A 13,868-nucleotide genomic window follows, 5' to 3' on the forward strand; every position below is an offset into this window, starting at 1 on the left:
ACCGCACCTACCCCCCGTGGCCTGCCGCTGCCGCCGCCTTCGCCGCGCCCGGCAGGGCTGCGGCGATCTGATCCAGGGCGGCGTCGTCCAACGCCGCCGACACGAACCACGCCTCGAACGCGCTCGGCGGCAGGTAGACCCCGGCGGCCAGCATCGCGTGGAAGAACGCCGTGAACGCCGGCACGTCCTGGGTGCGGGCGCTGTCGTAGTCGCGCACCTCGGCGTCGGTGAAGAAGACCGAGAACATGCTGCCCGCGTACGACAGCCGGTGCGGGACCCCGGCGGCGGCGAGCGCGTCGCCGGCCAGCTTGCCCACGGTGGCGGCCGTCTCGTCGAGCCGGCGGTAGACGGCGTCGTCGGCGAGCCGCAGGGTGGCCAGGCCGGCGGCGCAGGCCAGCGGGTTACCGGAGAGGGTGCCGGCCTGGTAGACCGGGCCGGCGGGGGCGAGTCGGGCCATGATCTCCGCGCGCCCGCCGAACGCCGCGGCCGGAAGCCCGCCCCCCATGACCTTCCCGTACGTGAACAGGTCGGCGTCGACCGGGTCGAGGCCGTGCCAGCCGGAGCGGGAGACCCGGAACCCGGTCATCACCTCGTCGACGATCAGCAGCGCGCCGTGCGCGTGCGCGATCCGGGCGAGCTGGGCGTTGAAGTCGTCGCGGGGGGCGATGACGCCCATGTTGCCGGCGGCGGCCTCGGTGATCACCGCAGCGATGTGCGGTCCTTCGGCGGCGAAGACCTCCTCCACCGCGGCGAGGTCGTTGTACGGCAGCACGATCGTCTCGCCGGCCGCCGCGCCGGTCACCCCGGGCGAGTCGGGCAGGCCGAGGGTGGCCACGCCGGAGCCGGCGGCGGCCAGCAGCGCGTCCACGTGTCCGTGGTAGCAGCCGGCGAATTTCACGATCTTGGACCGGCCGGTGAAGCCCCGGGCGAGCCGGATCGCCGACATGGTCGCCTCGGTGCCGGAGTTGACCAGCCGGACCTGCTCGACCGGGGTCCGGTCGACGATCTCGGCGGCCAACTCGACCTCACCCGGGGTCGGGGTGCCGAAGCTGGTGCCCCGCGCGGCGGCGGCCTGGACGGCCTCGACCACCCCGGGATGCGCGTGCCCGAGGATCAGCGGCCCCCAGGAGCAGACCAGGTCGACGTAACGGCGGTCGTCCGCGTCGTACAGCCAGGGACCCTCCCCCCGGACCATGAAGCGCGGCGTGCCACCGACGGCACGGAAGGCGCGTACAGGGGAGTTCACCCCGCCCGGCACGATGGCGCGGGCGCGGTCGAACAGGGCCTCGGAGGCCGGTGCGTCGGCCGGGTAACGGCCGGATCCGGCAGGGTACGTATCCGTCACGATGCGGCCATTGTGTCAGCGCCGGGGGGCTGATCGACAACCACCCCTGGTCAGGGTTACCAGACTCACCCCGCCCGGCCCGGTCGCCGGACCCGGTCGGGGGCCGGATCGGCCTCGGCAGGCCAGGTCACCCGGTTCGCGCTAGGCTGACCGGGTGGATCGTGCCGAACTGTCCATCACGGTACACCGGACGGCCGACGAAGTGGTGTTGCGCCTGGTCGGTGAGATCGACATGCTCACCGCAGCCCAGCTCTCCAGCGCGGTGAACGAGATCCTCACCGATCCGCCGCCCCGCGTCGTCCTCGACCTCGGTGGTGTCACCTTCTGCGACTCGCAGGGGCTCGGCACCCTCGTGGTGCTGAGCCGCAAGGCCAGTCACGCGCAGAGCCTGCTGGTGCTCACCCACGTCGGCGACTTCCTGCTGCGCGTCCTGGACATCACCGGTCTGCGCTCCGCCCTGATGATCCGCAACAACCAGTCCGCCCCCTGAGGCTCAGAGCGGGGTGCCCCAACGGGCCTGCTCCAGCATCTCGACGGCGCGGTCCCGGGCGTCGGGGTCGTCGGAACGCAGCAGCGCGGTGGCCTCGTCGACCGCGTCGGTGAGCACCCGCCACTGCGACTCGCGTTCCCGGACCACCTCGGACTGGGCGGCGAGCTGCCGGGTCTTCGACCACAGGTCGACGAAGACCGACACCTTGGCCCGTAGCACCCACGGGTCGAACGGCTTGGTGAGGTAGTCCACCGCGCCGACGGCGTACCCCCGCAGGGCGAGTTGGGCGTCCCGGTCGGCGGCGGTGAGGAAGATGATCGGGATGTGCCGGGTCCGCTCCCGGCGCTTGATGTGCCCGGCCGTCTCGAATCCGTCCATGTCCGGCATCTGGGCGTCCAGCAGGATCACCGCGAAGTCGTCCACCAGGAGCTGTTTCAGGGCCGCCTCGCCGCTCTCGACGGCCACCGACTGCACCGGCAGGCCCTGGAGGATCGCCTCCAGGGCCATCAAGTTTTCCCGTCGGTCGTCCACCAGCAGCGCCTTGGCCATCTGGGTCACTGGTTCTCCTCGCGTCCGCTGCCGCTGATCCAGGTCGACATCAGCTCGATCAGCTCGTCCAGGTCGACCGGCTTGGTGATGTAGTCGCTGCCGCCCGCCGCCAGGGCGGACTCCCGGTCCCCGGGCATCGCCTTCGCGGTCAGGAAGACGATCGGAAGGTCCGCGAAGCGGTGGTTGCGCCGGATCGAGCGGGTCGTCTCGTAACCGTCCTGGTCGGGCATCATGGCGTCCATCAGCACGATGTCGACCTCCGGGTGCTCGGCGAGCAGCCGGATCCCGTCCGCCCCGTTGTCCGAGTAGAGCACGGTCATGCCGTGCAACTCCAACGCGCTGGTCAGGGCGAAGACGTTGCGGACGTCGTCGTCGACGATCAGCACGGTGGCCCCCTCCAGCCGCCGCGTCGCCGGGCCCTCCGGCGGCTTCGGCAGCTCCGGCGGGGGCATCAGCAGCGACGAGGGCAGCCCGGCCCGGGCCGGCGAGGGCGGCAGCGGGGCGACCACCGCGTCCGGGGCCAGCACGTCGGGCACGAAGAGGGTGAACGTCGACCCCTGGCCGGGCATGGAGGCGACGGTGATCGTGCCGCCGAGCAGGCGGGCCAGGTCCCGGCTGATGGAGAGTCCGAGGCCGGTGCCGCCGTACCGGCGGCTGGTGGTCCCGTCGGCCTGCTGGAACGCCTCGAAGATCAGCGACAGCTTGTCGTCCGGGATGCCGATCCCGGTGTCGACCACCGTGAAGGCGATCACCTGCCGGGCGTTGGTCAGCGCCGGCACGTCGAAGACCACGTTCTCCGCCGCCGGGCCGATCCGCAGGGTGACCGCCCCGGCGTCGGTGAACTTGACCGCGTTGGAGAGCAGGTTGCGCAAGATCTGCTGCAACCGCTGGGCGTCGGTGACCACGGTGGTCGGCAGGTCCCGGGCGATCTCGACCTGGAAGTCGAGCCCCTTCTCCTCGGCCTGCGGCTTGAACGCCTGCTCGACGTAGCCACGGATGTCGGAGAAGCGCACGTCGACCGGCTGGACGTCCATCCGGCCGGCCTCGATCTTCGACAGGTCGAGGATGTCGTCGATCAGCGAGAGCAGGTCGGAACCGGCGCTGTGGATCGTCCGGGCGAACTCGGTCTGTTTCGGGGTGAGGTTCTGCTCCGAGTTCTCGGCGAGCAGCCGGGCCAGCAGCAGCAGCGAGTTCAGCGGCGTCCGCAGCTCGTGGCTCATGTTCGCCAGGAACTCCGACTTGTACGCCGAGGCGCGGGTGAGCTGCTGCGCCTTCTCCTCCAGACCGAGCCGGGCCAGCTCGATCTCCCGGTTCTTCGTCTCGATGTTGCCCTTCTGCTCCGACAGCAGCTGGGCCTTGTCCTCCAGTTCGGCGTTGGTGCGCTGCAACTCCGCCGACTGCTCCTGCAACTCCAGCGCGAGGCGCTGCGACTGGGAGAGCAGTTCCTCCGTACGCCGGTTGGCCTGGATGGTGTTGACCGCGATGCCGATGGTCGTCACCAGCCGCTCCAGGAAGGAGAGGTGCAGCTCGGAGAAGGTCGCCACGCTGGCGAACTCGATCACCCCGAGCAGCTCCCCCTCGAAGAGCACGGGAAGGACGACCAGGTCGGCCGGGTTCGTCTCGGCCAGGCCGGAGCGGAGGGTGATGGTGCCGTCCGGCACCGCGCTGACCCGGATGGTGCGGCGGGACAGGGCGGCCTGCCCGACCAGGCCCTCGCCGGGACCGAAGGTGACCTCGTGGCCCCGGGCGACGTACCCGTAGGAGGCGGTGAGCCGAAGTCGCGTGACGCCGTCCGAGGTCTCGGCGAGGAAGAAGGCGCCGAGCTGGGCGTCGACCAGCGGCGTGACCTCCATCATGATCATGCGGCAGACCTCGCCGAGGTCGCGCTGCCCCTGGAGCAGACCGCCGATGCGGGCCTGGTTGGAGTCCAGCCAGCCCTGTTCGGCGTTCTTCTTCGTCGTCTCCCGGAGGGTGACGATCATCTGGTTGATGTTGTCCTTCAGCTCGGCAACCTCGCCCTGCGCCTTCACCGAGATCCGCTGGGTCAGGTCGCCCCGGGTCACCGAGGTGGAGACCTGGGAGATCGCCCGGAGCTGGGTGGTGAGGGTGGAGGCGAGCTGGTTGACGTTCTCGGTGAGGTCCCGCCAGGTACCGGAGACGCCCTTCACCTGCGCCTGACCACCCAACTTGCCCTCGATGCCGACCTCGCGGGCGACCCGCGTCACCTCGTCGGCGAACGACGAGAGCTGGTCCACCATCGTGTTGACCGTGTTCTTCAGCTCCAGGATCTCACCCTGCGCGTCCACGGTGATCTTCTGGCCGAGGTCGCCCTTGGCCACGGCGGTGGTGACCGAGGCGATGTTCCGCACCTGCGACGTCAGGTTCGACGCCATCGAGTTCACGTTGTCCGTGAGGTCCCGCCAGGTGCCGGAGACGCCCTTCACCTGCGCCTGACCACCCAACTTGCCCTCGGTGCCCACCTCGCGGGCGACCCGCGTCACCTCGTCGGCGAACGACGAGAGCTGGTCCACCATCGTGTTGACCGTGTTCTTCAGCTCCAGGATCTCACCCTGCGCGTCCACGGTGATCTTCTGCGACAGGTCACCCTTCGCGACCGCGGTGGAGACCTGGGCGATGTTCCGCACCTGGGCGGTCAGGTTCGACGCCATCGAGTTCACGTTGTCGGTGAGGTCCCGCCAGGTGCCCGCGACGCCCCGGACCTGGGCCTGACCGCCGAGCTTGCCCTCGGTGCCCACCTCACGGGCCACCCGCGTCACCTCGTCCGCGAACGACGAGAGCTGATCCACCATCGTGTTCACCGTCGACTTCAGCTCCAGGATCTCGCCCCGGGCGTCCACGGTGATCTTCTGCGACAGGTCACCCTTCGCCACGGCGGTGGTGACCGAGGCGATGTTCCGCACCTGCGACGTCAGGTTCGACGCCATCGAGTTCACGTTGTCGGTCAGGTCCCGCCACGTACCGCTGACGCCCTTGACCTGGGCCTGACCACCCAGCTTGCCCTCGGTGCCCACCTCACGGGCCACCCGCGTCACCTCGTCCGCGAACGACGAGAGCTGGTCCACCATCGTGTTCACCGTCGACTTCAGCTCCAGGATCTCACCCCGGGCGTCCACGGTGATCTTCTGCGACAGGTCACCCTTCGCCACCGCCGTGGAGACCTGGGAGATGTTCCGGACCTGGCTGGTCAGGTTGCCGGCGAGCTGGTTGACGTTCTCGGTCAGGTCGCGCCAGGTGCCGGAGACCCCGCGCACCTGCGCCTGGCCGCCGAGCTTGCCCTCGGTGCCCACCTCCCGGGCCACCCGGGTCACCTCGTCCGCGAACGACGAGAGCTGGTCCACCATCGTGTTGACGGTGTCCTTCAGCTCCAGGATCTCGCCCTGCGCGGCGACGGTGATCTTCTGGGAGAGGTCACCCCGGGCGACCGCGGTGGAGACCTGGGCGATGTTCCGCACCTGGGCGGTCAGGTTCGACGCCATCGAGTTGACGCTGTCGGTCAGGTCCTTCCAGGTGCCCGCGACGTTCGGCACCTCGGCCTGGCCGCCGAGCTTGCCCTCGGTGCCCACCTCCCGCGCCACCCGGGTCACCTGCTCGGCGAAGAGCCGGAGCGTGTCGGTGAGCCCGTTCATGGTGTGCGCCAGCTCGGCGACCTCGCCCTTCGCCGACACGGTGATCTTCCGCGACAGGTCGCCCCCGGACACCGCCGTGGCCACCTGCGAGATCGACCGCACCTGGTCGGTGAGGTTCGACGCCATGGTGTTCACCGAGTCGGTGAGGTCCTTCCAGGTGCCGGCGACGCCCCGCACGTCGGCCTGGCCGCCGAGCTTGCCCTCGGTGCCCACCTCACGGGCCACCCGCGTCACCTCGCTGGAGAACGAGGAGAGCTGGTCCACCATCGTGTTCACGGTGCGGCCGATGTGCAGGAACTCGCCCCGCAGCGGCCGGCCGTCCATCTCCAGCGCCATGTGCTGGGAGAGGTCGCCGTCGGCGACCGCCACGATCACCCGCGCGATCTCGGTGGTGGGCCGGCCCAGGTCGTCGATGAGCGAGTTGACCGCCCGCTGGCCCTCCGCCCAGGAGCCGTCCAGCCCCTCCTCATCGAGCCGCTCGGTGAGCCGCCCCTCCCGGCCGACGATCCGGCTGATCCGGCGCAGGTCGAAGTACTGCCGCTCCTGCAACGACACGACATCGTTGAAGGCGTCGACCACGTCACCGGCGACGCCCGCCCGACGGGGCAGCCGTACCTTGAAATCGCCCTGGCCGACCCGGCGCAGCGCCGCCGCCAGCTCGCCGAGGACAGTCTCGTGGTCGGACGCCGCGGAGTCCGCGCCGGCCGTGGTTCTCGCCGTCGTCATCGTTCCTCGCTCAGCTCGGGGGCCTCCAGGCTCGTGCCGGCCATCCCATCATTGTGCCCGCACCGGGCCTGCGCATCCCCACGCCGCTCCCATCCGTCGATGCGTCGCCACCCGGATCGCCTGCGACGGAGTGGGCCGAGTGACACGCGGGGCGGGACGACGCGCCCGGGGCGCGAAAGGGAGTCGACCCGCTTGGCTTCCCGGCGAACCGGAGGGGAGGATACGAGGGTGGCAGCGGAGACGGGACCGACGACGACCGGCGGCCCGGACGAGCACGTCCGGCGGGTCCGGCTGCCCGCCGACCGCCGCACCCCGGCCACCGCCCGGGCCGTGGTCCGCTCGGTGCTCGCCGAGGCCCACCTGGACGAGCTGCTCAACGAGGCGCTCCTGTTGACCACCGAGCTCTCCACCAACGCGGTCGAGCACGCCGGCACCGAGCTGGACATCGAGGTGGTCGCGGACCGGGTGGGGCTGAGCGTGATGGTCTCCGACTACGCGCCGGGGCCGGTGGACGAGCTGACCGTCGGGGTGCGCAACGACACGGCCGACATCGCCGAGGTCGCCGAGCGGGGCCGGGGCCTGCTCCTGGTCGACCACTTCGCGAGCTGCTGGGGGACGACCTACCTCCCCTCCGGCAAGGGCGTCTGGTTCCGGCTGGACCGTCCGGACGTCACCCCGCCACGCCGGGACGCGCTCGCCGAAGGCCGCCGGCTCTCCCCCTGTTCGTCGGGGACCGACGGTGACGGCAACCCGGTGGAGACCCCCGGGCCGAGCGCGGCCGCGATGAGCGAGCTGATGCAGACCCGTCCCGATCCGTACGCCGACGATCCGCTCCCCGACTTCGCCACCGACCTGCTCACCCGGGTCGCCACGATGGTCGGGGCCACCGGCGGGTTGGTCCGGCTGGACCGGGGCGACGGGCAGGGCACCCAGGTGCTGGCCCGGTACGGCCGGCCGCCCCGCACCGACAGCGAGCTGCTCCGGGTGCGGCTGGCGGTGCAGCGGCCGTACTCCGGTGAGCTGGAGCTGGACGCGGTGCCCTCGGCGTACGCGCGCCCGCTCGCCGCGTTGACCGCCGAACGGCTCTCCCTGCACCTGGAGAACGACCGGCTGCGCCGGGCCGACATCCGCCGGCAGGCCTGGCTGACCTTCCTGGCCGAGGCGAGCGAACTGCTCGCCCAGTCCCTCGACGTCGAGTTGACCATGGCGCTCGTCCCGCAGCTCGTGGTGCCCCGGCTCGGGCAGTGGTGCGCGGTGCACATCGCCGACGAGTGGGGGCGGCTCAACCTGGCGGCGGCCAGCCACACCGACGAGTCGGTCCTGCCGCACCTGCACGAGGTGCTCCGGGAGACCGGCCCGGAGTCGATCCAGGCCCGGCTGCGCGAGGCGATCCGGATCGGCTCGCAGGTGCCGCTGGGCGGCCCGATGGAGGGGTTCGCGGTGCCCCTGGTCGCGCGGGGGCAGCGGCTCGGCACCCTCGCGGTCGGCCGGCACCAGCGCCACCGGCACGACCCGGACGAGATCGCCGTGCTGGAGGACGTGGCCCGGCGGGCCGCGCTGGCGATCGAGAACGCCCGCATCCACGCGGAGCGCCGCCGGGTGGCGCAGACCCTGCAACAGTCGCTGCTGCCGCCGGTGCTGCCGGTGATCGAGGGCATCGGCTTCGCCGCCGAGTACGTCCCGACCGGGGACGACGCCGAGGTCGGGGGCGACTTCTACGACGTGCTGCCATTGCCGGACGGTCGTTGGCTGGTGGTGATCGGGGACGTCTCCGGCAAGGGCGTCCAGGCCGCTGCGGTGACCGGGCTGGTCCGCGACGTGATCCGGGTGCTGGTCGGCGACGGCAAGCCGCTGCCGGAGGCGCTGAACCGGCTCAACGAGACCCTGGTCGAGCGGGGCGGGGGCCGGTACTGCACGCTCGCCCTGGCGGCGGTCGGGCCGGGCGAGGGCAACCAGCTCGACGTGTCACTGCACCTCGCCGGGCACGACCGGCCGGTGCTGCTGCGCAGCGCGGGTGGGGCGTCCTTCGTCGGCACCGGCGGGACCGCCCTCGGCCTGCTCGACGCGATCGCCTCACCGACCTCGGTGGTCCCGCTCGACCCCGGCGACGCGCTGATCTTCTACACGGACGGGGTCACCGAACGGCGACGCGGCCGGGAACTCTTCGGCCCGGACCGCCTGCGGGAGGCAGCCGCGCCGCTCGCCGGCTACTCGGCGGAGGTGATCGCCGCCCGGCTGCGCTCCACCGCGATCAACTTCTCTCCCGAGCCGCCCCGGGACGACATCGCCGTGCTGGTCATCCGGAACGACGCCGTCTGAGCGCCGCTTTCCCGGAGCCTGCCCCGAACCGTCAGCCGGAAGCCGGGCGCTGGGCGCCTGGGTCAGAGGCCGCCGGGCAGGCGGCCGGGGGCGAGCCGGTGGTGCGGGTCGAGCTGCTGCTTGGCCGCGCGCAACCGGGACAGGGCCGGCAGGTCGCCCCAGAGGTCGACGCCCTGCCGGACGGCGGGTGGCGCGGCCAGCACCACGCAGCGGCCGTCACGGGCCAGGAGCACCTGTCGGACCGCGGTGAGGATCGAGGCCACCCGCTCCACGGATGTGCCACCGGGCAGCACGGCATGGGCCACGCCGAGGCCGACCGAGCCGCGTACCGGCACCGGGGCACCCACCGCGTCCCGCAGCGCGTAGATGGCGGCGTGCAGGTCGGTGAGGGGGACGTCGACCCGGAGCGCGATGTCGTCCGGCCGGAACGGGTAGTGCCGCCACCACTCGGGCGGGGAGTCGGCGACGGTGGCCCCCTCCCCGAGCAGCCTGGTCAGGTGGCGGGCCCGCTCGGTCACGTCGGCCGGGCCCCCTTCCAGAAGCATCACCAGGTCACCGGCGGCGGGTGGGGTGGACCGTCCGCTCCCGGGGATCGGACCGGAACGCGCCGAGCCGGCCGGGTGGGCGGCCCGTCCGGAACCAGCCGGGTGCGCCGCTCGGGCCGAGCCCGCCGGATGGCCCGACCAGGCGGGGCCGGACACGGCGGGACGAGGGGTCGGCGGCCGGCGCACGGCGGGAAGGTCCAGCTCGATCGCGGCGGGGCGGAGCCCGGCCGACAGCACGGCGCGGATCAGCTCGTGCACCTCCAGCGGCGTCCAGACCGGCCGGGTGACCCAGGCACGGCGGGGTGGCAGGGGCCGGGCCCGCAGGGTGGCCGAGACGAGCACGCCGAGCCCGCCGTGCGAGCCGCAGAGCAGCCGGGCCAACTCCGGGCCGGACGTGTCGCCGTCGGCCTCGACCAGCTCCCCGTCGGCGGTCAGGTAGCGCAGGCCGAGGAGTTGGTCGCCCGGGGTGCCGTACCGCAGGCGCAACGGACCGGCCTCGTCGGCGGCGAGCACACCGCCAACGGTCGCCCCGGGGGACGGAGCGTCCAGCGCCAGACGCCATCCCGTCCGCTCCAATGCGGCCTGTACGGCGCGCAGCGGGGTGCCCGCGCCGACCTCGACCACTGATCCCGACGGGTCGGGAACGCTCTCGGACCGGCGGTGGCGCCCTTCGGGATGGCCGACCGGCCCCGACCACCCGCTCCCGGCGGGCCCGGACCGGGCGGCACCGGCCGAGCCATGCCAGCCAGGGCCGCCCGGGGAGCGGATGCCGGCGAGCCGGCCGGTGTCGAGCATGATGTCCACCCGCTCCGGCGCGGCACCCCAATCGATCTTGGTGCCCGCGCCCCGGGGCACCACGGTCAGGTCGTGCGCGGCGGCCAGCCGCAGCACCTCGGCGGCGGCGCGGGCATCGCCCGGCACCGCCACCCAGCCGGCCAGCCGTCCGGCGACCTCGTCGGCCGGTCCGGCGGGACGGGCGAAGGACGGGCCGCAGATCTCGACGAGCCGACGGGCGATGTCGGCCGGACCGGAACGGTGGGCCGAAGGCAGGGATCCCGACATGGCGGCAATCGTACATGTGTACGAACAGTCGTGGGGCGAAACCGGGCATCGGCGCGTACCCCGGTCCCGGCTTCCCGGCCGGTAACGTGGCAGAGTGACCACCGAGACCCCCGCGCCCGTCGCCAAGCGCGTCCCCACCGAGCGTGTCCACCACGGTGACACGGTCGTCGACGAGTACGCCTGGCTCGCCGACAAGGACGCCCCGGAGACCATCGCCCACCTGACCGCCGAGAACGGCTACACCGAGGCACGCACCGCCCACCTGGCCGACCTGCGCGCCACCCTGTTCGAGGAGACCCGGCGGCGCACCCAGGAGACCGACCTCTCGGTGCCCGCGCGCAAGGGTGGGTACTGGTACTACAGCCGCAGCGTCGAGGGCCAGCAGTACGGCATCCAGTGCCGCCGGCCGGTCCGCGACGGCGAGACCGAGCCCCCGGTCAGCGTCGACGGCGCGCCCCTGGAGGGCGAGGAGGTGCTGCTCGACGGCAACCAGCTCGCCGAGGGGCACGACTTCTTCTCGCTCGGCGCGTACGACGTCAGCCCGGACGGGCGCTGGCTGGCGTACTCGACGGACTTCGCCGGGGACGAGCGGTACACGCTACGGGTCAAGGACCTCAGCACCGGCGAGGTGCTCGCCGACGAGGTGCCCGACACCTCCTACGGCACCGCCTGGTCCGCCGACGCCTCCGTCCTCTTCTACGTCACGGTCGACGAGTCGTGGCGGCCGTACCGGGTGTGGCGGCACGTCATCGGCACCCCGGCCAGCGAGGACGTCATCGTCCACGAGGAGCCCGACGAGCGGTTCTGGGTCGGCGTCGAGCTGACCCGCTCCGAGCGGTTCATCCTGATCGACATCCACAGCAAGATCACCAGCGAGGTGCTGGTCATCCCGGCCGGCAACCCCACCGGCGCGCCCGCCGTCGTCGCCCCGCGCCGGCAGGGCGTCGAGTACTCCGTCGAGCACCACGGGCACCGTTTCCTGATCCTGCACAACGACGGCGCGGAGGACTTCGCGCTGGCGTACACCTCGGCGGACGCGCCCGGCGACTGGGTGCCGATGATCGACCACGCCCCGGGCACCCGGCTGGAGTCGGTCGACGCCTTCGCCGACCACCTGGTCATCTCGCTGCGCAGCAACGGGCTCACCGGCCTGCGGGTGCTCACCGGCGGCAGCACCGACTGGTACGACATCGACTTCCCGGAGCCGCTCTACAGCGTCGGCCTCGACGCGAACCCGGAGTACCACACCGGACGGATCCGGTTCCGCTACAGCTCGCTGGTCAGCCCCGATTCGGTCTACGACTTCGACCTGGTCACCCGGGAGATGATCCTGCGCAGGCGGAAGCCGGTGCGGCCCGGCCCGGACGGGCGGGAGTACGACCCGGCCGAGTACGAGCAGCACCGGGACTGGGCGCTCGCCGACGACGGCACCCGCATCCCGATCTCGCTGATCTGCCGGGCCGGCACCCCGAAGGACGGCTCCGCCCCCTGCCTGGTCTACGGATACGGCTCGTACGAGGCGAGCATCGACCCGTGGTTCTCCATCCCCCGGCTCTCCCTGCTGGACCGGGGCGTGGTGTTCGCCGTCGCGCACATCCGCGGCGGCGGTGAGCTGGGCCGACGCTGGTACGAAGAGGGCAAGCTGCTGGCCAAGAAGAACACCTTCACCGACTTCGTGGCCTGCGCCCGGCATCTCGTCAAAGCAGGCTGGACGGCCCAGGACCGGCTGGTCGCGCGGGGCGCCTCCGCCGGCGGCCTGCTGATGGGTGCGGTGGCGAACCTCGCCCCGGACGCGTTCACCGGCATCGTCGCGCAGGTGCCCTTCGTGGACGCGCTGACCAGCATCCTCGACCCGTCGCTGCCGCTGACCGTCACCGAGTGGGAGGAGTGGGGCAACCCGCTGGCCGACCCGGAGGTGTACGCCTACATGAAGTCGTACACGCCGTACGAGAACGTCGCCCCGGTCGACTACCCGGCGATCCTGGCGGTGACCAGCCTCAACGACACCCGGGTCCTCTACCACGAGCCGGCCAAGTGGGTCGCCCGGCTGCGCGCGGTCGCGCCGCAGGGCGACTACCTGCTCAAGACCGAGATGGGCGCCGGGCACGGCGGCCCGAGCGGCCGGTACGACGCCTGGAAGGAAGAGGCGTTCATCAACGCCTGGATCCTCGACCGCCTCGGCCGCAGCTGATCCGACAGCACGCAGGGCCGGGACGCTACTGCCCAGGTGGAGCGGAGAGCGCGGCGGTGAGCACCTCCGGGTCGACGTTGCCACCGCTGACCACCGCGACGGTACGACCAGCCGGCAGTTCGTCGGCGTGGAACAGCCGAGCGGCGAGTGCCACCGCGCCGCTCGGCTCGGCCACCAGCCGGGCGTCCCGGGCCAGCCGCCCCATCGCCGCCCGGATCTCGTCCTCGGTGACCGTGAGGATGCCGTCGAGACGGGCCCGCAGGTGGGCGAAGGTCAGCGGGGACAGCGGCAGCCGTAGCCCGTCGGCGCAGGTCCGGTAGGTGCGGTCCTCACCCCAGACCACCACCTCGCCCGCCGCGAGCGAGTCCCGCGCCTCGGCGGCCAGCGCCGGCTCCACCCCGACCACCACGGCGGACGGGCGCACCGCCCGTACCGCCGTGGCGACCCCGGAGGAGAGTCCACCGCCGCCCACCGGCACCAGCACCACGTCCACGTCGGGCAGGTCCTCGACGATCTCCAGCCCGACCGTGCCCTGACCGGCGATGACCCGCCGGTCGTCGAAGGGCGGCACCAGCACCGCGCCGGTCGCGGCGGCGATCCGGTCGGCCTCGGCACCCCGCCGTTCCCGGGGTACGAGCACCACCTCGGCCCCGAGCGCCCGCATCTGGTCGACCTTGACCGTGGGCGCGCCCTCCGGCACCACCACGGTGCAGGGAACCCCAGCCGCCCGGGCCGCGTACGCGAGGGCCTGGCCGTGGTTGCCGGAGGAGTGGGTGACCACACCGCGCGCCCGTCGGGCAGGGTCGAGGCAGGCCACCGCGTGCGCCGCGCCCCGCAGCTTGAACGAGCCGACCGGTTGCAGGCTCTCCGGCTTCAGCCACAGCCGGTCGTCCCACCGGGTGGGCAGCAACGGGGTACGCAGCACGGTCGGTGCGACCGCACGGGCGGCGGCGCGGATGTCGGCGAGCGAGACCAGGTCCATTCCGCCATCCTG

The 13,868-nt window shown here is 72.5% G+C and carries 8 protein-coding genes; 3 read left to right on the forward strand and 5 right to left on the reverse strand.

The features are described from left to right. Positions 1 to 7: 7 nt before the first annotated feature. On the reverse strand, positions 8 to 1,345 hold the full coding sequence (gene hemL, locus GA0070618_RS08340; RefSeq protein ID WP_088981130.1) for a glutamate-1-semialdehyde 2,1-aminomutase: 1,338 nt from the start codon (positions 1,343 to 1,345) through the stop codon (positions 8 to 10). A 154-nt stretch (positions 1,346 to 1,499) separates the two neighbouring features. Here hemL and GA0070618_RS08345 point away from each other — a divergent pair, with 154 nt between their 5' ends. Further along, complete coding sequence (locus tag GA0070618_RS08345) at positions 1,500 to 1,835, forward strand: STAS domain-containing protein (RefSeq protein ID WP_088981131.1); 336 nt, start codon at positions 1,500 to 1,502, stop codon at positions 1,833 to 1,835. Positions 1,836 to 1,838: 3 nt separating this feature from the next. On the opposite strand, the gene GA0070618_RS08350 is transcribed toward GA0070618_RS08345, so the two are convergent. Together GA0070618_RS08350 and GA0070618_RS08355 are read right to left on the reverse strand one after the other, a co-directional pair. Continuing rightward, positions 1,839 to 2,393 (reverse strand): response regulator, encoded by a 555-nt coding sequence (locus GA0070618_RS08350; protein WP_088981132.1) that lies wholly within the window; start codon positions 2,391 to 2,393, stop codon positions 1,839 to 1,841. After that, positions 2,390 to 6,757, reverse strand: coding sequence for a HAMP domain-containing protein (locus GA0070618_RS08355; RefSeq protein WP_088981133.1), 4,368 nt, complete (start codon positions 6,755 to 6,757; stop codon positions 2,390 to 2,392). The genes GA0070618_RS08350 and GA0070618_RS08355 overlap by 4 nt, the downstream gene beginning before the upstream one ends. A 228-nt stretch (positions 6,758 to 6,985) precedes the next feature. Here GA0070618_RS08355 and GA0070618_RS08360 point away from each other — a divergent pair, with 228 nt between their 5' ends. After that, entirely contained in the window at positions 6,986 to 9,076 is a 2,091-nt protein-coding gene (locus GA0070618_RS08360) for a SpoIIE family protein phosphatase (protein ID WP_088981134.1), read from the forward strand. A 62-nt stretch (positions 9,077 to 9,138) separates the two neighbouring features. On the opposite strand, the gene GA0070618_RS08365 is transcribed toward GA0070618_RS08360, so the two are convergent. Continuing rightward, entirely contained in the window at positions 9,139 to 10,683 is a 1,545-nt protein-coding gene (locus GA0070618_RS08365; RefSeq protein WP_088981135.1) for an FAD-binding protein, read from the reverse strand. Between the two features lie 94 nt (positions 10,684 to 10,777). Here GA0070618_RS08365 and GA0070618_RS08370 point away from each other — a divergent pair, with 94 nt between their 5' ends. Further along, complete coding sequence (locus GA0070618_RS08370; RefSeq protein WP_088981136.1) at positions 10,778 to 12,874, forward strand: S9 family peptidase; 2,097 nt, start codon at positions 10,778 to 10,780, stop codon at positions 12,872 to 12,874. A gap of 25 nt (positions 12,875 to 12,899) precedes the next feature. Here the strand turns inward: GA0070618_RS08370 and GA0070618_RS08375 are convergent, their stop codons facing one another. Further along, entirely contained in the window at positions 12,900 to 13,856 is a 957-nt protein-coding gene (locus GA0070618_RS08375) for a threonine ammonia-lyase (RefSeq protein WP_088981137.1), read from the reverse strand. Positions 13,857 to 13,868 lie beyond the last annotated feature (12 nt).

Origin of the sequence: Micromonospora echinospora (assembly GCF_900091495.1) — a bacterium.
Lineage (GTDB): Bacteria > Actinomycetota > Actinomycetes > Mycobacteriales > Micromonosporaceae > Micromonospora > Micromonospora echinospora.

Bases quoted from the DNA above. Each gene is read 5' to 3' on its own strand.
- GA0070618_RS08355 (WP_088981133.1), bottom strand. From the start codon at position 6,757: ATGACGACGGCGAGAACCACGGCCGGCGCGGACTCCGCGGCGTCCGAC.
- GA0070618_RS08365 (WP_088981135.1), bottom strand. From the start codon at position 10,683: ATGTCGGGATCCCTGCCTTCGGCCCACCGTTCCGGTCCGGCCGACATC.
- GA0070618_RS08375 (WP_088981137.1), bottom strand. From the start codon at position 13,856: ATGGACCTGGTCTCGCTCGCCGACATCCGCGCCGCCGCCCGTGCGGTC.